Source organism: Oceaniglobus indicus, from assembly GCF_002751875.1.
Classification (GTDB): domain Bacteria; phylum Pseudomonadota; class Alphaproteobacteria; order Rhodobacterales; family Rhodobacteraceae; genus Oceaniglobus; species Oceaniglobus indicus.
Window position 1 is genome coordinate 1 of the sequence record NZ_NMZM01000008.1, and the last position, 18,564, is coordinate 18,564.

Annotated in this window: 19 protein-coding genes and 1 tRNA gene; 4 read left to right on the plus strand and 16 right to left on the minus strand. The window is 63.5% G+C overall.

All coding sequences use genetic code 11. The annotated features are described in order from the left end of the window. Window positions 1-220: 220 nt before the first annotated feature. From CFP68_RS12925 to CFP68_RS12950, 6 genes are read right to left on the minus strand one after another with little or no spacing between them, the layout of a single operon-like run. Window positions 221-850 (minus strand): TenA family protein, encoded by a 630-nt coding sequence (locus tag CFP68_RS12925; protein WP_158234171.1) that lies wholly within the window; start codon window positions 848-850, stop codon window positions 221-223. After that, the gene (locus tag CFP68_RS12930) at window positions 850-1,755 is read right to left on the minus strand and encodes a PfkB family carbohydrate kinase (RefSeq protein ID WP_099827366.1); all 906 of its coding nucleotides are present in this window, start codon (window positions 1,753-1,755) and stop codon (window positions 850-852) included. Before CFP68_RS12930 ends, CFP68_RS12925 begins: the two co-directional genes overlap by 1 nt. Further along, on the minus strand, window positions 1,752-2,942 hold the full coding sequence (locus CFP68_RS12935; protein ID WP_099827367.1) for a PfkB family carbohydrate kinase: 1,191 nt from the start codon (window positions 2,940-2,942) through the stop codon (window positions 1,752-1,754). Before CFP68_RS12935 ends, CFP68_RS12930 begins: the two co-directional genes overlap by 4 nt. Beyond that, window positions 2,939-3,709 carry an ATP-binding cassette domain-containing protein gene (locus tag CFP68_RS12940; RefSeq protein ID WP_099827368.1) on the minus strand — a complete coding sequence of 257 codons (771 nt, stop codon included), beginning with the start codon at window positions 3,707-3,709 and terminating at the stop codon, window positions 2,939-2,941. Before CFP68_RS12940 ends, CFP68_RS12935 begins: the two co-directional genes overlap by 4 nt. Next, on the minus strand, window positions 3,706-4,722 hold the full coding sequence (locus CFP68_RS12945; RefSeq protein ID WP_158234172.1) for an ABC transporter permease: 1,017 nt from the start codon (window positions 4,720-4,722) through the stop codon (window positions 3,706-3,708). Before CFP68_RS12945 ends, CFP68_RS12940 begins: the two co-directional genes overlap by 4 nt. Before the next feature lie 58 nt (window positions 4,723-4,780). Then, a complete protein-coding gene (locus CFP68_RS12950; protein WP_099827370.1) occupies window positions 4,781-5,713 on the minus strand; it encodes an ABC transporter substrate-binding protein in 933 nt (310 codons plus the stop codon). A 132-nt stretch (window positions 5,714-5,845) separates the two neighbouring features. On the opposite strand from CFP68_RS12950, the gene CFP68_RS12955 reads away from it, so the two are divergent. Both CFP68_RS12955 and CFP68_RS12960 read left to right on the plus strand, forming a co-directional pair. Then, window positions 5,846-6,709 (plus strand): BtpA family protein, encoded by an 864-nt coding sequence (locus tag CFP68_RS12955; RefSeq protein WP_241524080.1) that lies wholly within the window; start codon window positions 5,846-5,848, stop codon window positions 6,707-6,709. Beyond that, window positions 6,706-6,996 (plus strand): hypothetical protein, encoded by a 291-nt coding sequence (locus tag CFP68_RS12960; protein WP_099827372.1) that lies wholly within the window; start codon window positions 6,706-6,708, stop codon window positions 6,994-6,996. Before CFP68_RS12955 ends, CFP68_RS12960 begins: the two co-directional genes overlap by 4 nt. Window positions 6,997-7,124: 128 nt before the next feature. Here CFP68_RS12960 and CFP68_RS18645 read toward each other — a convergent pair whose 3' ends face one another. From CFP68_RS18645 to CFP68_RS13000, 8 genes are all read right to left on the minus strand, one after another. Then, complete coding sequence (locus CFP68_RS18645; RefSeq protein ID WP_420915826.1) at window positions 7,125-8,006, minus strand: DUF6538 domain-containing protein; 882 nt, start codon at window positions 8,004-8,006, stop codon at window positions 7,125-7,127. Further along, a tRNA-Gln gene (locus tag CFP68_RS12970) sits at window positions 7,964-8,038 on the minus strand. Before CFP68_RS12970 ends, CFP68_RS18645 begins: the two co-directional genes overlap by 43 nt. 75 nt (window positions 8,039-8,113) lie before the next feature. Then, window positions 8,114-9,505: a mechanosensitive ion channel family protein gene (locus CFP68_RS12975; RefSeq protein WP_099827374.1), complete on the minus strand. Its 1,392-nt coding sequence runs from the start codon at window positions 9,503-9,505 to the stop codon at window positions 8,114-8,116. Between the two features lie 77 nt (window positions 9,506-9,582). Next, entirely contained in the window at window positions 9,583-11,397 is a 1,815-nt protein-coding gene (locus CFP68_RS12980; RefSeq protein WP_099827375.1) for a KpsE/RkpR family capsule polysaccharide export protein, read from the minus strand. Beyond that, entirely contained in the window at window positions 11,375-12,034 is a 660-nt protein-coding gene (locus CFP68_RS12985) for an ABC transporter ATP-binding protein (protein ID WP_099827376.1), read from the minus strand. Before CFP68_RS12985 ends, CFP68_RS12980 begins: the two co-directional genes overlap by 23 nt. A 169-nt stretch (window positions 12,035-12,203) precedes the next feature. Further along, window positions 12,204-13,499, minus strand: a complete 1,296-nt coding sequence (locus tag CFP68_RS12990; protein WP_099827377.1) for a Na+/H+ antiporter NhaA — start codon at window positions 13,497-13,499, stop codon at window positions 12,204-12,206. Window positions 13,500-13,599: 100 nt separating this feature from the next. After that, window positions 13,600-14,631 carry a permease gene (locus CFP68_RS12995; RefSeq protein WP_099827378.1) on the minus strand — a complete coding sequence of 344 codons (1,032 nt, stop codon included), beginning with the start codon at window positions 14,629-14,631 and terminating at the stop codon, window positions 13,600-13,602. Then, a complete protein-coding gene (locus CFP68_RS13000; protein WP_099827379.1) occupies window positions 14,624-14,971 on the minus strand; it encodes an ArsR/SmtB family transcription factor in 348 nt (115 codons plus the stop codon). Before CFP68_RS13000 ends, CFP68_RS12995 begins: the two co-directional genes overlap by 8 nt. A 97-nt stretch (window positions 14,972-15,068) precedes the next feature. Here CFP68_RS13000 and CFP68_RS13005 point away from each other — a divergent pair, with 97 nt between their 5' ends. Both CFP68_RS13005 and CFP68_RS13010 read left to right on the plus strand, forming a co-directional pair. Next, window positions 15,069-15,647 (plus strand): uracil-DNA glycosylase family protein, encoded by a 579-nt coding sequence (locus CFP68_RS13005; RefSeq protein ID WP_099827380.1) that lies wholly within the window; start codon window positions 15,069-15,071, stop codon window positions 15,645-15,647. Further along, window positions 15,644-16,417 (plus strand): SseB family protein, encoded by a 774-nt coding sequence (locus tag CFP68_RS13010; RefSeq protein WP_099827381.1) that lies wholly within the window; start codon window positions 15,644-15,646, stop codon window positions 16,415-16,417. The genes CFP68_RS13005 and CFP68_RS13010 overlap by 4 nt, the downstream gene beginning before the upstream one ends. 61 nt (window positions 16,418-16,478) lie before the next feature. Here CFP68_RS13010 and CFP68_RS13015 read toward each other — a convergent pair whose 3' ends face one another. Further along, window positions 16,479-17,408: a 2-hydroxyacid dehydrogenase gene (locus CFP68_RS13015; protein ID WP_099827382.1), complete on the minus strand. Its 930-nt coding sequence runs from the start codon at window positions 17,406-17,408 to the stop codon at window positions 16,479-16,481. Beyond that, the gene (rodA, locus tag CFP68_RS13020) at window positions 17,405-18,550 is read right to left on the minus strand and encodes a rod shape-determining protein RodA (RefSeq protein ID WP_099827383.1); all 1,146 of its coding nucleotides are present in this window, start codon (window positions 18,548-18,550) and stop codon (window positions 17,405-17,407) included. Before rodA ends, CFP68_RS13015 begins: the two co-directional genes overlap by 4 nt. Window positions 18,551-18,564: the final 14 nt, after the last annotated feature.

Consider the following 18,564-nt stretch of genomic DNA (forward strand, 5'->3'; position numbering starts at 1 on the left):
GCCCTGGAACTGGGTGCCGCGGCCCACCGAGACAGCCAGTCAAGCCGCATAGGCCGCGGTATCAATGGCGTGGTTACCGGATACCATGGAGAACCTCCCTGACAATTGACTGTCAGGCTTGGATCCCGGATCTGGTGCCCGCATGGGATGTTACAGACTCACCTTGGCGCGTGGATCGCCGGGGAAGGGCGCGTTCATGTCATCGACACCTTCAAAGTCGTCACGCCTTGATCGGGTCGTCATGAAATGCGATTTCCAGGGTTATGGCGTCGAGAAACGCCTGATCAACCAAAGCGGCGTTTTCCGTCGAGATGACCCTCTCGAGTTCATTTTCGAGCCAGGAAACCCCGTTGAGATACCGACTTTCGGCATGAAGCTGGAACCAGTCGCGCATGGTCTGATCCGTGGCGGCGTTCCAGTCATGAGTGGTTGCAACCGTCCCATAGGTCCACTCTGCCGCCAGCATTGCGGCAATACCTTCGGCATAGGACCGTTCCTGTGCGACCTGCGTCATTCCCCGGGAAAGAGCCACTGCGGCAGGTCGCGGTGCCGACGCGGTGCTGAGCGACAACGACGCGAAAATACGGTCGAACAATGGCTCCTGTTCGTTGACCAGCGCTTCGAGTATTCCGATCAGATGGCGCGCAGAGGGCAGATCCGGTGCCTTGATCAGAAGGTGGGCAAAGATTCCCCGCGCCGCGCCAACGAAATGACGCTCGTTGAGGAAGTAGCGGTCGCGCGCGGCCGGTGACAGTGAACCATCGGCCGCCGCGACGAAGAACGGATGTTCGATGAAACCGCGCAGCGCTTCAGCGTGGCGCTGCCGCAGGCCTTCGGCAGCCCGGCTCATCATGGTTCTCCGGCATCTCTCAGGCAGGTTTCAATTTCGCCGCGGGTCGGGAACGCGGACAGCGTGCCGGGACGTGACACGGTAAGCGCGGCGGCATGCGCCGCAGCTTTCAGCGCCCGATCGGGGGGCAATCCGCTGAGCCCGGCGCCAAGGTAGACACCGCAGAACGTGTCACCTGCACCGGCCGTATCGACAATGCGGGTGCGGGCGGCCGGAACCGTCAGCGGCGCATCGGCCACGGTGAACAATTGTGCCCCATCAGCGCCGAGTGTCACGAGAACATCGGTCAGCCCCGCCGCGCGCAAGGCCGCGACCGCAGGTTCGATCGATGAGTGATTGCCGAGCGAGGCCAGTTCCTGGGTATTGACGATTGCGAGGTCGATCAGCGGATAGAGCGATTCCCAATTCCAGCGGATCGGCGATGGATTGGCGACTGTTCCGGCGCCTGCAGTCCGGGCCATTTGAAGCGCCGTGCATGTGGCCTCCAGACCGAGGTTGCCCTGAACAAGGACCGTATCACCGGCCGCAAGCCCAACAAGCGCGCTGGTTATCTTGTCCGGGGTCAGGGCGTCCGCCGCAGATGCCGTGGACACGATATGGTTTTCGCCGCTCGCAGCGACGTAGATGATCGACTGGTCTGTCGGTGCATCGACGACTATCAGATCCGCATTGCTTATTTCCGTCTTGGCAAGCATGCGCGCCGTTGCCCCGGCACCATCCTCTCCGATTGCCGCGACAAGCTTCACATCGCATCCCGCACGCGCAAGGATCAACGCCTGATTCAGGCCTTTGCCACCCATCTCGGAAAGGCGGGACGTCGCGATCAACGTTTCGCCTTCCTGTGGCAAGCGGGGCAACGTGAAAACGAGGTCTTCGGTGACGTTTCCGACCACATAAACAGTCATGAACCGGCCGCTCCTTGCACAGCCGCGACGGTTTCTGCGTTTTCCATGATCTCGCCGGCCCGCACGATGCGGCCCTGGGCGCCCGCCGCGGTAATGGACAGGCCTGCCGCGATTGCGGCGCGCATGGCTGCTTCCTTGACGGGGGTGTCATGCAGACGTTGGGCGAGATAAGTGCCGACAAAGCAATCACCGGCCCCCGTTCCGTCCACAAGACGCGCCGAGGGTGCCGGGATTCGGATCGGGTTGGCAGTATCGGCCGGAAAAGCGGCCGCGCCGTCGGCACCAAGCGTGAGGATAACGTCACAGCGCCCCCTTAACTTCTTCAGCAACGTTCCCATTCCGGTGATCAGATGGTTCGCAGCAAGGCCACTGTCGAGGATGCGGGCGGCGGTGCGCCGGCTGATGAACACCGTATCGAGACACATCACCAGTCTTTCAAAACCTTCTGGCGTGAGGAAACGATCCGGCAGCCCTGTGTCATGGGTGCTGATCTGCCAGCCAATGGCATGCAACTGCTCAACGAGAGGCAAGAGGGCCTCAATATGATAGCCGTCGGCGTGAAGCTGGCTGGGGCGGCGCGCGGGCAGGGTGGGTAACTGCGGCAGCAGGCCCTGTTCGTTGCTGGTCAGCGGTTCGTTTATCTTGGTGCGGCTGCCGTCACCCTCAAGAAGTACGATGCAACGCGACAGACGATCCCGAAACGGGTTGCGCACGGCGCGGGCCCGGACGCCGCTGTTGGCCAGTCGCTCCAGGGCCCACATGCTGTCGGGATCCTTGCCGATCGCGGTCGCAAGTTCGACGTCCAGCGCAAAAGGCGGACCAAGCCCTGCGGCGGCAACCGCCACGTTCGCGGCGGGACCACCCAGGTGTTTCGAAATGCTCTGGGCGGTGATCCGATCGTTGCGATGGGGCATCACGTCGATGCTGGCAAGCAGATCGACCGAGATGTATCCAACCGTCATCAGGAACGGTCGGTCCGGGTCCTCATCCGGCTCGGAGGCATAGGGCTCGGGATTGGCCGGATAGACAAATCCCTTGGGACCATAGCCCAGCTCGCGCATGGCGGCATAGACCTGATCGCGGGTTTGGGGGCGAACCCGTTCGGGCGCGTTCATCACATTGGATGCGGTGCCAAGAGATACGCCGGCAAGGCGTGCCACATCGGCAAGAGCCGGCCGTTTCGTCATGCCACAGCCTTGCCTGCACGTCGCGGATCCTGTCCGGTCACGATCATCTCCACGATCTCGGCGTTGTCGGTGTCGTGAACGTCACGACGGCCGACCACACGCCCCTGCTTCATCACCATCATGTAATCGCCGATCGCGAAAATGTCTTCAAGACGATGACTGATGATGATCACCGATACGCCCGCCTCTTTCAGGCCCGTGATCGTGTCGCGAACCTTTTCGATTGCCGGCGCACCGAGATTTGCCGTCGGCTCGTCCATGATGACCAGCCGGGCATCGAAACCGGTGGCGCGGGCAATGGCGACGGCCTGCTGCTGACCGCCGGAAAGGGCCTGGACCGATAGCGTGACCGAAGGCACCCGCAGCCCGAGCGATGAGAACAATTTGCGCGCGCGTTCGTTCATTTTCTTGCGGTCCAGAACCCGGATGCCGCCAAAGCTGCGCGTGATCTCGCGTCCCAGGAAGATATTCTGCGCAACCGTCAGTTCAGGAACCAGCGCGAAGTCCTGATAAATCATCTCGATCCCTGACTCACGTGCACCGATCGGACTGGAATAGGTAGCGGGTTTGCCGTCGATCAGGATCTCGCCCCGGCTGGGCGGTATCGCTCCGGCCAGGATTTTCATCAGGGTGGATTTTCCCGCCGCATTGTCACCGACAAGCCCCAGAACCTTGCCCGCCTGCAGTTCAAGACTGACATCATGCAGCGCCGTTACAGCACCGAAGGACTTGTAGATATTCCGCATCTCGATGTGGTTGACGCTCATTCCTCATCCTCCTCGGTGGTGGCTCGTGCCCAGCTTTCGACCCTGCGGTTCAGCACCGTATTCATCAGAACGGCCACGACCAGGATAATTCCCGTCACCACCTGCACCCAATACGGGTTCACGCCCATCAGGTTCAGACCGTTGCGCACGAAATTGATCAAGAGCGCCCCGACGACAGTGCCCGCAATGGTCGCACGCCCCCCGAACAGGCTGGTGCCGCCCAGCACGGTTGCCGCGATGACCTCAAGTTCCAGCATGACACCGGCATTGGGGGATCCGTTGGACAGGCGGGCAGAGATCACGATGCCACCCAACGCCGCAAGCCCGCCGGTCAGCGCGTAGACCATGATCTTGATGCGATCGATCCCGAGGCCCATGACGCGCGCGGCTTCTTCGCGACCGCCCGTCGCCAGCGTGTGAAGGCCGAACCGTGTGCGGTTGAGAACGAACCATCCGATGACCGCGACGACCATCGCGATCAGAAACGGCGCGTTTATGCCGAACAGGTCACCCCGACCGATCCAGATCATCACGGGGTCGTTGATGGGGGTTGCGTAGCCATCGGAATAAACAAAGGCGACGCCCCGGATCGAGGTCAGGCCCGCCAATGTCACGACGAAGGCGGGAACGCCCAATGTCACGATATAACCGGTCAGCGCGCCAATGAGGATGCCGACCAGCAGAACCAGTGGCAACACCACAAGAACGGGCAACCCGAAAGACAGCCAGCTTGCGGCCAGAACCGAGATCAGCGCCACGGTGGCACCGACGGACAGGTCGATCCCCGCGGTGGCCATCACGAACGTCATTCCGGTGCCGATGATGATAAGCGGTGCGGCCTGTCGCAGCACATTGAGGAAGTTCGTAAGCGTCAGGAAGTATTCGGACGACAAGCTCATCGCGATCAACCAGATCGCCAGCGCGATGAACATGCCGTATCTGACCAGGGCGACAATCACCTGCCGCTGGGTGCGCGACGCCGTGCCGGAACGTGCGAGGGATGTGTCAGTCACAGGATACCTTTTTTCGTTTGAGATGCGGCCGGAGATCTCCGGCCGCATGCCGCCCGTCTCAGCGGAACTCGTCGATGTTGTGGGGGGTCACGATCGACGGGATATAGGATGCCCGGTTCGGGATATCCTCGCCGTTCAGGTGCTGAACCAGAAGACGCACCCCCTGTTCGCCGTTGAAGCTGGAATCCTGCAGCAGGAACCCCTGCAAACGCCCTTCGTCGATCGGCTGGATGAAATAGTCGGGAATGTCATCCCAGCCGAAGAATGCAATATCACGCCCCTGGCTGAGACCGGCAGACAGCGCGCCCTGAAGCTGTGGATCACCGGTGGCATAGACCACGTTGATATCTGGATTGGCCGTCAGCATGTTCTCGGCCTCCGACGTGGCCCGTTCCAGAATGTTGCGCCCATCGCCTTCGGCCGCGATCTTGACGTTCGGCAGCACTGCCTTCACGGCTTCCACAAAGCCGTCACGCCGCGCGATCTGCACTTCCGACGAGGCGATCATCAACCCGATCGAAGCCTCGCCATCCAGCTTGCCCGCGATATAGCCCGCGACATAGCGGCCGAACGCGGCCGAGGTATCGTATTGCTCGACCCCGATCAGCGCCAAGACGTTGGGGTGGTCGATACGGGTGTCGAGGGTCACCATCGGAATCCCCGCCGCCCCGGCCTCTTCGATCGGTCCCATCAGGGAATTGCTTTCGATCGGGTCCAGGATGATGGCGTCGACCTGGCGCGCGATGCAGTCCTCGACCAGCGTGACCTGCTTGGTGGCGTCCGCTTGCGGGTCGAACACCAGAAGCTCGACACCCAGTTCTTCGGCCGCCTTCTCGGCGCCGGTGACTGTCTTCTGGAAGTACTGAACCTGCAATGAAAACGTGACCATGCAGATCGTATAGTCCTTGTCCTGTGCGGCAGCGCCTTGCGGCATCACGGCCGCCAGCGTAAGCGCGGCCCCGCTTGCGGCAGATCTCAAAACTCTCTTCATGATGTCTCTCCCTGTTCATTTTTTGAATATTTACAATTTCTGACGGGTTTACCTTGCCAGATCAAACCTTTTCTTGAATATTTTTCAGACGTAAGAGATAAGCCGACAACCTTTAACCAATCAAATACGCAGTTGGAGCAACAGATCGTGACAATTTCTTCGAAGTCTGCCGGTGGTGATCAAATTTTGAAAATGTTCAAGACAAGACATGCCGTGATCGGGGTCATTCACTGTCCGGCATTCCCGGGAAGCCCCCGTTATGACGGTCGAAGCATGGATGCGCTCATCGAAACGGCGCTGAAGGATGCCCGTGCTTATGCCGAAGGTGGCGTTGATGGTCTGATCGTCGAGAATCACGGTGACGTGCCGTTCCTTCGGCCTGCCGACATCGGTCATGAAACCACGGCCTTCATCACCGCGACCACCCGCGCCGTGATCGCCGAAACCGGATTGCCCACCGGGATCAACATCCTTGCCAACGCTCCCATACCGGCCCTGGCCGCTGCATCGGCCAGCGGTGCATTGTTCATTCGGGTCAACCAGTGGGCCAATGCCTATGTCTCGAACGAAGGGTTGCTTGATGGCGAAGCAGCCCTCGCCATGCGCTATCGTCGACAGATCGCAGCGGATAATGTCGCGATTTTTGCTGACAGCCACGTCAAGCACGGAGCCCACGCCATCACCGCAGACCGTACGATAGAGGAACTGACCCGGGATCTGGAATTCTTCGACGCGGATGTCGTCATCGCAACGGGCCAGCGCACAGGCGATGCGGTTACCGACACCGAACTTGCGACGGTTACCGGCGCGACAGGACTGCCCGTCGTGGTTGGGTCCGGCGTGACAAGGGACAATCTGGACCGCATTCTGATGCAGTGCCGTGGCGTTATCGTGGGGTCGTCGCTCAAGGCGGGCAGTGTCTGGTGGAACGAGGTCGAAACCGATCGTGTCTCTGCATTCATGGACCGCGCGCGCGAGCTGAGGGATGGCGCATGATGCCCCTGCGCCATTTTGCGGCGGCTCTCATCGTGCTCTGTTTGTCCTCGGTGTCGCATGCCGATGATCACGAAGTCCTGGATTGCCAGGAACGGATGGCGCGTTCGCTTGCCGTCATGGAAGCCGCCCCGCTCATGAAGGAAGAGAAGGCGACGGGTCTTATGTGGCTTCGTCTCGACGCTGCGAACGCACTTGCACGGGGTGATGTCGAAGTATGTCACGAGAAGCTGGATGCAGTCGATACCATCCTGCTGATACGCGACCGAACAGAACGTGCAGGAAGGTAACGCAGCTGCGCGATCAAGGCTCGCTGGCGGTCTTTTTCGATCTCGACATGGTCTGGAACGCGAAAAGGTCCGGAAAACGCGGACGCCTGGGTCGCTCTTTGAGGCTGGGGTTCAGGCGTGTCTGACGCTCACCGAAGAAGGCAAGCGCAGGTTTCCCGACGACCCGGATCTTGTTTTCCACATCGCGCGGCGCCTCCTGACAGGCTTTCTCGATCGCGCCCCGACAGCGGCATCGGCGGTTTCAGGGCTTCGCGGGTCGGGCTGATGTCATGGTCGCGAAGAATATCCCGTCCGGCATCGAGTGGATCATCGAAATCCCGCTCGATTCGGACGCACAAATCGTTCAGCCGCCGCAACAGCGAGAGCACCTGTCGGCCGACGGCGGGCGCCTCGACGGCCTCGGGGTTCAGCCCGTGTTCCCGCGCGATCTCTCGGGCAAAGGCCGAGGCGACCGACCAGTCGCGGGCGCGCTGGGCGTCGCGGATCCGGTCGGTCTGGGCATCGATCCGCCTGAGGTCGGCATCAGAGGTAACGGGCGGGGCCTTGCGTTCCTGGCGTGCGATCATGTCCGCAACCGCCCGCCGCACGATCTCCTGCAGCGTTGCCCGGACACGGTCTGCATTTGCCGTCGTATCCGGAAGTTCCGTCGGCACGTTTCTCTCTCCCGCTTCCAGCGCGGACAGCAGGTCGGCCGACCGCTTTACCGCGCTGGAGAAGACATGGGTGCGTAGAGAAACAGACAGAAATTCCGGGGCGCCCCGACGTCGAAGTTTTTCGGGCCACCGGCGGCGGAAATGGAAGATGCTGTTTCTGCGGACGAGATGAAGGCCCCATCTTCGGCCCGGGTTCGAGGACCGCGTTCGGCGTCCATGTGAACCAGTTTGTGAACCACCACGACGTGGAGACGGGAGGCTGGCCGCTTGATCAACGGCTATCCCATTGGGAAGTATGCGTTTTTTCTGGTCAATGGCTGGGGTGGTAGGATTCGAACCTACGATACACGGTACCAAAAACCGATGCCTTACCGCTTGGCTACACCCCAACTCGAGCGGGTTCTACTGTTGGGGCGGGCGTGGTGCAAGGGCAAAAAACCCGGTTCCGGTCAGATTTCTGGCGTCTATTCGATTGGCGCGTCACGCCGCAGCAGATCGGGGTTGGATGTGTCATCGCGTTCGGTTGCGATCATCTCTTCCAGGGCTTCGTCATCCTGTGCGTCGATGCCGACAACCTCGACCTCGCCGGGGGTTGGGGCGCGGGGCGAAGGTGATTGCGGCGGGGTGGGGGCGGGGGCCGTTTCGTCCGAGGTTTCGGTGAGGGTCGCGAACGGGGGCGTGTCCATCCGGATACGATAGGTGGTGTCGGGGATCGCGAAGCCGCCATCCTCGATCGCCTGTTTCACCAAGCGCAGGGTTTCGCCGCGGGCGCGCAACAGCGACGTCGTGCGCTGATCGATCCAGCCGGTGACGGTGAAGATCACGCCGCTGTCGGTGATATCCTGAATCCAGACCGTCGTGCCCGGCGCGTCCAGCGTGAACGGCATTGCGGTCACCGTATCCTCGATCAACTGACGCACGGCTTTCAGATCGCTCTCGGCCTCGACCCCGATGTCAAAGCTGAAGCGGCGTTCGGGGTTGCGGGTGAAGTTGATGATGCGGCTCTTGAACACGGTCGAGTTGGGGATCCGGATGTGGTTGCCATCGAACGACAGCAGGATCGTCGCGCGGCTGGTCAGGCGGATCACCTTGCCCTGGTCGCCATCGATCTCGACGGTATCGTTGGGCTGGAACGGCTGGCGCACGGACAGCATGACCGAGGCGATGAAATTCTCGACCGTGTCGCGCACGGCAAAACCGATGGCCAGGCCGATGATGCCGGCGGCGCCCAGGATGGTGCCAAGCAGCGCGGTGGCGTTCAGGATGTCGAGCGCGATGACGATCCCGGCGATGCCGAAGACGATGCGCACCATCTGGCGATAGATGTCGGCGATGAAGGCGTTCGGCGCCAGCCGTTCCCAGGGCTGCGTCATGCGGGCCAGGCGCAGACCGACGAACAGCACCACCAGCGCGACGGTCAGCGCGATGGCGACCAGCGGCAGGGCGGCCGCCAGTTGCCGCGCGCGCACCACCATCCGTTCGACCGCGGGGTTCAGCCGTTTTGCCAGATCGGTGGTTTCGACCACTTCGTTCTGGATCGTCACGACCTCGTCCATCCTGCCGATCAACTCTTCGAGGCGCGCCGACGATGCAAGGTCCAGCACTTCGCCGGTCAGGGTCACGATGCCCGCGCGCACGGTGACGTTGACGTCTTCATAGCCTTCCAACTCGATCAGGATGGCGCGGATCCGGTCGCGGAGGCGGGCGTCGGTTGCGACCTGTTCGGCCAGATCGCTGGCTTCGATGGTGGTGTCGTTCTGCGGCGGTATCTCGTCCGGCCCGCCCTGTGCGAACACGGGCGCGGTGAACAGCGCAAAGGCCAGCAGTCGCAGAAACGGACCGAGGATCGAAAACATGGGCGGCGTCCTTCGCGGCGGAACTGCGCGAAGGGTAACCTGCGCAGTTTACCGTGAAAAGGGCCGGGCGTGGGGCGTCAGGCCGAAACCTGTTCGCGCAGGATCGACGCGGTCAGAGAACACATCAGGTAGATCCCGGAAAAGATCAGCGCAGCCAGCAGCGTGTTTTCGAACGCGCGGGGATATGTCGCCTCGTCCGGGGGCACCGGGCTGACGCCGACGGACAGATAACGAACCTGGCGGTTGGCTTCGATACGGGCGGTTTCAAGCTGTTGCAGCGCCTGCTGCATCATCAGGGTGCGCGTCTGAAGATCGACTTCGGCCATCCGCAACTCGCCGCTGACACGGGCCAGCGAACTGCCGTCACCGGTGCCGTCGGTCAGTTGGCCGCGCAGCCGGCTTACCAGGTTTTCCAGGCGTTCGATGTCGCCCCGCACGCCGTCGACGCGCGCCTGGTTCGGGCGGCGGTTGTCCAGAAGCTGTTGCAGTTGCAGCCGCTTTTCCTGAAGCTGAACCTCGAAGGTGGTGATCTGGCTCATCACGCCGCCGCTTTCGGCGGTGGGGTCGAAAACGCCCAGCTTTTCCTGCAATTCCAGCACCCGCGCCTGTGCCGCCTGCATCTTTGCCTCGGCGTCGGCGAAACTGTCCAAGGCGCCTTCCATCTGGTCGCCGCGCAGGCGCAGGGTCAGGTTGTCGATCTGTTCCTCGGCGTATTCGATCATCTTGCGCGACCATTCGGCGCTGATGGCGGGGTCGGGGGCGACGACCTCCATCTTGATGATGCCTTCCGAGGGATCATAGCCGATCTCGACGTTCTTCTTGAACAGCTTGTAGGCGTCTTCGTTGCTGGCGTCGTCTGGAAGGCGCTGAATCGCGTCGATGGACGGGTCGGAAAAGACGGTCTTGAAGCCCAAATCGCCGTCCAGCCGCAGCATCACGTCGCGCGATTGCAGATAGCTTTGCACCGTGATCGAATCCTGGCTGGTGGCAAAGCCGGTTCCCGAGAACAATCCGCCCAGGGCGCCGCCGCTGGCGGCGCCGCCCTCGCTCTGCTGGATCACGAATTCGGACTTCGTCGCATACATCGGGGTGGCGATGACATAGTAGTAATAGCCGGCCAGCATCGTCGGCAGTCCGACGAAGAACAAGAGCCGCGTGAACAGCAACAGCGACTTGCGCCGTCTGCGCCGGGCGATGTCGCGCTGGATATCCGAAATCTCGCGGATGCGGTTGGCCACGGGGTCGGGACGTGCGGCGGGCTGTGGAACGGTCGTCGACGGCACCTGCCGCGGGTCCATCGTCTGGGGCAACTGCACCCGGCTTTCGCCCAGCGATGTTCCGGTCTGGCCCTCATTCTGCGGCACGACCAGTTCCAGCATGCTGGAACGTTCGAAGGGATCGATCCCCCTGGCGCGCAACTGGCGCACCGCGTCGAAGTCGGAGGTGGCGGTCAGCCCATGCTTCTGGGCCAGCCGCCGCGCCATGCGCAACTGGCGGCCGGTCAACCCTTCCTTGCGCAGGGCGTTTATATCGTCTTCCGAGCGCACATCGTCGGCGTCCGAGATGCTGGCGTCCTGGGCTGGGGTCGGGGTTGGCGGTTCGCCCGCGGCCCGGTCGGCCTGCCTGCCGCTTGCCATGGCGGCATCGGCGCGCACCGCCTGCGCCGCGCGCCCACGGTCGGCGGCGTCGGCGGTGTCGGCGTCGCGCGGGGGCGGCGCGTCAGTCGGTGTCGGCGTCGGATCCACGACCTTCGCGATGGACGACTCGGCGCGCGGTGTTGCGGGCGCCTGTGCCGCGTCGGCGGCGGCGGGCTTGTCCGTTTCCGCCACGATCGTCGCCAGGGGGCTGGAGCGGCGGATGCGGAACTTCTTAACCTTGGGTTTCGTAGTCATACAGCGCCTTCGCCTCTTCCAGTGTGTCGAACATGAACAACTGTCCTTCCATCAGGACCGCTGCCGAACGACAGAATTTCTCCAGCGTTTCCGCCTGGTGTGACACCACGATGATGGTCGATGATTCCAACCGCTCGCGCAGCAGCGCGCCGGCCTTGCGGTTGAATTCCACATCGGTGGTCGATGGCATCCCCTCGTCGATCAGATAGATGTCGAACTCGAGCGCGAGCAGCAACGCAAAGCTGAGCCGCGATCGCATCCCCGCCGAATAGGTGCCCACCGGCATGTCGAAATATTCACCCAGACCGCACAGCCAGCGGCAGAACGCCTCGAGGTAGTCGGGATCGATGCCATAGAGCTTGGCGATGAACCGGGCGTTTTCGGTGCCCGACAGCCGGTTGATCACACCGCCCATGAACCCCAGCGGGAACGAGATTCGCGAGGTGCGGGTGATCTGCCCCTCGTCGGGCTTTTCCAACCCGGCCATCATGTTGATCAGCGTCGTCTTGCCGGTGCCGTTGGGTGCCAGAATCCCCAGGGAATTGCCCAGCTCGACGCGAAACGACGCTTGGTCCAGGATCACCTTGTGGTGGGATCCGGTCCAGAAGGATTTGCTGACGTTTTCGAATTCGATCATCTGCGCCCCGGCGCCTGTTCAGGTTCCCCGACAACTTACATGGCTGTGGTTAACGCCACACTATAAAGGTATTTGGACCATATTATGTCAGATCGCGCGATGAACTTGGCGTCATCCGCCGCAATCTGACCGGATTTGTCACGCCGCCCCCGCACGCGCCGAAGCGGGGTCAGTTGCGTTTCTGCACCCGCGCCAGTTTGCCGGCGATCACCGCCAGGATCGCGGCGCCAAAGCTGAACAGGGCGCCCATCTTCGCCGCATCCTGCAGGGGCCCCGTGGCGAACGCGACCGAGGCCACGAACAGCGAGACGGTAAAGCCGATGGCAGCGACGACACCGACCACCGCCAGATCCGCGTGGCGCATCCCCCGCGGCAGCCCCAGCCCCAGGGGCCGGGCGGCGATCCAGCCGAACGCGAAGACTCCCAGCGGCTTGCCCACGATCAGACCGGCCAGAACCAGCCATGTCGCGGCGCCGATGGCGTTGAATTCGATCCCCGCGTTCAGCAATCCGAAAAAGAACAGCACCACCTCGACCGGGTGTTTCAGCGCCTGTTGCGCATGGTTCAGAAGGTCGGTCAGATATTGCTCGGCCTCTGAAAAGATGCCGAACGCCCGGTCGGCATGGGGCAGGGTGGCCACGATGGGCAGCAGGCCCAGCGCAGGATGCAGGCCGCTTTGCTGAAAGGCCCACCAACTGATCGCACCGGCCAGCAGGTAAGGCCAGAACGACATTCTTTCGCGCATCCATGTGGAATTGGGCCGCAATTCCTTGTGCCGGTCCAGGCGACGCGGGAGCCAGTTGCACATGCCGAAAACCCCGACGGCGGCTGCCAGCGACACCAGCAGCATTTCCGGCGCCAGGTCGCCCGAAGGATAAAAGACGGCAAGGATAATCATCCCGGCGGCGTCGTCGGCGATGGCCAGCAACAGCAGGAACCGCACTGCCGGATGGCCAGCCCCGAACACCATCCGCCCGACCAGATAGGAAAACGCGATGTCGGTGGCGGTGGGCACGGCCCAGCCACGCTGGACCGCGTCGTAAACGTCCGAGCCGAGAAACAGCGCAAGGCCCAGGTAGGCGGTGATCGGCCCCAGCATGCCGCCGACGGTCGCAATCAGCGGTGTCGCGGCCTTTCTGCCGCGCAGCGCTCCGTTCTCAAGGATCACGGCCTCCCAGACTTCCTTGGCCGCGACGGCGAAAAAGAACGCCATCAGGATATCGTTCACCAGGAAATGGAAGGTCAGCACCCGCCTGACGTCGCCGATGCCGTCGATCCCGAAGTCGGAGCCGTGGGCGATCAGCCATCGTGACGCGTCGACGCCGACCACGTCATTGAACATGAGCGGATATTCGACGACGTGGCGATAACCCTGCGGGTCCGTGTTCGCCCAGACCAGGGCGATCAGCGCCCCGAGTATCAGCAGCAGGGAATAGTTCGTCACATAGTTCCAGACGCGATACATGCCACTGTGCCTTCTGCCTGTCGTCGCGACCGGGGTAAGGCATCCCGGCGTATCGGACAACCATGATCGCGCGGGTCGCGGCCCGGCGATGCGCGAGGGATCAGGCCAGCGCCCCCCAGGCAAGACCCGCCAGAACCGCGCCGGTCATGGCGATTCCGATATAGGCCGCGAAGATGCGCGGTTTGACCAGGGCCCAGACCGCGATGGCGGCGGGAATGCAACTGACGCCGCCCGCGATCATGAACGACATCGCCGCCCCCGGTGCCATGCCCTGCGTCAACAGTCCGTCGACCAATGGCACGGCGGCATAGCCGTTCAGATAGGCCGGGCCGCCCACCAGCGCCCCCATCAACACGGGGACGATCCCCGTGCCGCCCAGCAGACCACCGACCATTTCAGCCGGGACATAGCGGATCATCAGCGCCTCGAACACATAGGCCAGAAGCAGCCACTTGCCCAGAAACAACGCGTTTTCGGTGGCGGTGGCGCGAAAGGTCGCGCGGCGGGTGTCGTCGTGCCAGAAACGCCAGACCGGTCTGCCCGCGAACGGTTTCGGCGCGCCGCAGCACCCGTTGGGCGCCGCCCGTGGCTTCAGCGGATCGGCAAAGACCGCGCTGGACCGGAACGCCATGACGGTCGCGCCGCCGCCCAGACCGATCGCCACCGCCCCAAGGGTCTTGGCCAGCGCGAAATCCCAACCCAACGTGGCCGAGGTGATGAGAAACATCGCCGGGTCCATCAGCGGTGACGCCAGCCAGAACGCCATGACCGCCGACAGCGGCGCGCCGACTGCCAGAAGTGCCGCGATGAACGGGATCACCTCGCACGAGCAGAACGGAGAAATCCCGCCCAGCATCGCGGCAAGCACGATCATCCGCACCTCGCGCCCCTCGAACGCGCGGGCCAGCAGGGTTTCGGCGCCGCTGGCCTTGAGATAGGCAACCGCAAGGACGGCAAAGGCGATGAACGGCAGGGTTCCGACAAGGGATCCGGCGGCATCGCGCAGGATATCGGCCAGCGCGGTCGGATCGAACAGCGCAACCAGCGCGACCACGACGGCCGACGCGCCCCACGCCGACAGGATGATCTTCGGCAGGTGGCGGCGCGGCGGGGTCTGGACGGTATCAGTCATGGGCGTGATCGTCGCGGCTGTCGCTGGTGGTATCGGCGCAGCATTCGGTCAGCAAATAACGCGAAAGCGTCTCTACATGGGCATAATCGGCGGCGGCGCAGATGGTCGAGCGGCCCTGCCGGGTCTGGCGGATCAGTTCGGCCTGCGTCAGGATCCGCAGATGGTGGGTCAGGGTCGATCCGGTAACACCGGATGCCTCGCCCAATGCGCCGATGCTCAGCCCCTCGGGACCGGCGCGCACCAGCGTGCGCAGCACGCCCAGCCGCTGTTCCGATCCGAGAGCGGCAAAGGTCGATGCCGCCTGTTCGACGCTGAGGGTGTGGTCGGTGGGATGTTTCATCGCAATGCCTCGCTTTCTATATTTCTAGGTAATTAGAAATATAGAACGATGGCAAGCAGGATTTGCCAGTGCCCGCCGATCGGCTAGCTTGCCAGTCATGGATCTTCCCGAACGCCTGTCCGCCTGCACGCTCTGTGCCGAACGCTTTGCCGCCACGGCGACCGCGCACCGTCCACGCCCCGTGGTGTGGTTTCGGCCGGGCGCGCGGATCCTGGTCGTGGGACAGGCACCGGGCGCGCGGGTCCATGCATCGGGGCGTCCGTTCACCGATCCGTCGGGCGACCGGTTGCGCGACTGGACCGGGCTGGACGAGACGACGTTCTACGATCGTGACCGGGTTGCCATTGCCCCCATGGCGTTCTGTTTCCCGGGTTACGATTCCAAGGGATCCGACTTGCCGCCGCCGCCGGTCTGTGCGCGGACGTGGCGCGCCGAGGTGATGTCATATATCGGCGCGGTTCCCCTGACGCTTCTGATCGGGGGATACGCGCAGAAATGGCACCTGGGGCCGGGACGTGTGGCCGATCACGTGGCCGGGTGGCGCGCCCATGCGCCGACGATCTTTCCCTTGCCCCACCCGTCGTGGCGCAATACCGCTTGGATCAGGAAAAACCCCTATTTCGAGGCCGACCTGCTGCCGGCCCTTCGTGCCCGTATCGCCGAGGTTCTGTCATGACACCGCTTGATCGCGCCCACGCCGCCATGGATGCCGCCCCCGACGACGATGCCGCGCGGCTGCGGTTTTTCGAGCGGCTGGCCGACAACGAACTGTTCCTGCTGCTGACGCGGGAACCCGAGGCCGCGGCGCTGGATCCGCAGGTCTTTGAAACGGGCGAAGGCACCTTCGTGCTGGTGTTCGACCGCGAGGACCGGCTGGCCACCTTCACCGGTGGCCCCGCGCCCTATGCCGCGCTGTCGGGGCGCACGGTGATCGCCATGCTGGCCGGGCAGAACACCGGCCTGGCGTTGAACCCCGATGTCGCGCCATCGTCGATCCTGTTGGGCGCCGAAGCAGTCACGTGGCTGAACACCACGCTGGCGCAGGTGCCCGACCGGCTGGTGGGGCGGCCCGAGTCGTTCAGCGCGCCCCGCGGCTTGCCCGAGGCGCTGTTGCATGCGCTGGACGCCAAGCTGGCGACGGCCGGCGGGATGGCCGATCACGCCTGGCTGGCGGGCGTGACCTATGCCGGCGGCGGACAGGGGCATCTTCTGGCCTTCATCGACGCTCAACCGGGGGCCGAGGACGCCATTGCCCGCGCCACGGGCGAGGCGCTGACGTTTTCGGGCGTCGAGGCCGGAACCTTGGACGTCGCGTTCTTTGCCGCATCCGACCCGCTGGCGGCGCGGCTGGCCAGGGTCGGCTTGCGGTTCGATCTGCCCCGGCATGAGGCGTCGGCGCCCGGCGCACCGGGCATGGATCCCGCGCGTCCGCCCAGATTGCGATGACGCGATCGGGGCGGGCGCGGGATTCGAGTATTTACGGCAAGAAAAAGCCGGGATCGTTCGCTCAATAACCGGCGTCGCGATCCACGAGGTGCAGCATCGGTTTGCCGCTTTCGCTGCGGGCGATATTTTCGGCAATGGTGCGCGCCGCGGTGTCGGGGCGCGTGGTGCTGGCGATGTGGGGGGTGACCGTGACGTTCGGATGGGCCCAGAACGGGTGATCCGACGGCAGAGGTTCTGTGCGGAACACGTCGAGGGTAGCGTGGGCGATATGGCCGCGGTCGAGTGCGTCGAGCAGTGCGTCGTCGTCGATCAGCGGGCCGCGGCCGGGATTGATGATCATCGCGCCGGCGGGAAGCCTGGCCAGCGTTGCGGCGTTCAGCGTGTTTTCGGTGGCAGGCGTCTGGGGCAGCAGCAGCACCAGGATTTCGGAACGCGCGAGACTGTCGGACAGGCCGGCGTCGCCATGGAAGGTGCGCACGCCGTCGATCGTCTTGGGGCTGCGGCTCCAGCCGGCGACGTCGAAGCCGAGGTCGGCCAGCGCCCTTGCACAGGTCGCCCCCAATGCGCCCAGCCCCAGGATGCCCACGCGGCGATCCCGCGCCAGCGGCACGGAACGCGGACGCCATTCACCGGTCTGGCCGTGGATGTCGGTGTCGATACCGAGATGATGGCGCAGAACGTGGCCCGTCACCCAGTCGCGCATGCCCTCGCTGAGGCCGGTATCCACCATCCGCGCCAGGGGCTGTGTCAGCGTGGCGTTGTCGACGATCGTCTCCACCCCGGCCCACAGGCCCAGCACGCCCTTGCACGCGGTATAGGGGGTGAAGTCGGTGACCGGGCCATCGGGCGCGAAGACGATGTAATCGACATCGGCGGGGGCGTGATCGGTCGCCAGATCGACGTCGAGACCGCATTCGCCGAACGACGATGTCAACGGCGCGCGATATTCGGCCCAGCGGTCGGGCGTGGCGGAAAACAGGACGCGGATCATCGGCTGCGCGGCCTGTGGACATGGGCGGATTGGGTCAGGCCGAAGGCGACCATCAGAACCAGCATTGCGGATCCTCCATAGCTGACAAGGGGAAGGGGCACGCCCACCACGGGCGCCAGCCCCATGACCATCGACATGTTGATGGCGAAGAACAGGAAGAATGTCACACCGATCCCGAGGGTCAGGATCGATCCGAACCGGTCCTTGTTCGACAGGGCCGAATAGAAGCAGAACAGGATGATCAGCGCATAGAGCACCAGCAGCGAGAACGCACCCAGAAACCCGAATTCCTCGGCCAGGGTGGTGAAGATGAAGTCGGTGTGCTTTTCAGGCAGGAAGTTCAGCCGCGATTGCGTGCCCTGCATGAAGCCGCGGCCGGTCCAGCCGCCGGACCCAAGGGCGATCTTGGATTGGGTGATGTGATAGCCGGCGCCGAGCGGATCGCTGGACGGGTCGAGAAAGGTGTCGATGCGCCGATACTGATAGTCTTTCAGCAGCTGCCACGACGTGCCGCGCGACGAGAAGACCGCCGACACGAGGCCGACGCCGCCCGCGATGACGATGCCGAAATACCACCAGCTGACCCCGGCGATGAACATCACCGCACCGCCCCCCATGACCAGCAGCAACGCCGTTCCCAGATCGGGCTGGCGCAGCACCAGATAGGTCGGCACCAGGATCAGCAGCAGCGGGATCGCCACCCACAGCGGGCGCGACGTTTTCCCGATGTCCAGCCAGTCGTAATAGGCCGCAAGGATCATCACCAGCGTGATCTTGGTCAGCTCGGAGGGTTGCAGCCGGATGAACCCCAGATCGATCCAGCGCTGCGCCCCCATGCCGGTCGAGCCGAAGAATTCGACCCCCAGCAACAGCAGGAGCGATGCGCCATAGGCCAGCCCGGCCATGTTGCGCCAGAACCAGATCGGCACCATCGCGATGGCGATCATCAGCACCATCCCGAGGGCAAAGCGTTTCATCTGCGGTTCGACCCAGGGCGTCATCGAGCCGCCGGCGACGGAATAGAGCATCAGGAAGCCGACGCAGGCCACCGCCGTCAGCAGGATCGCCAGCGGCCAGTTCAGGTGCAGGATCTTGGAAGGTCCGGTGGGAACACGTTTGACGTAGTATTCAAGATAGGACATCGGCGCGGCTTTCC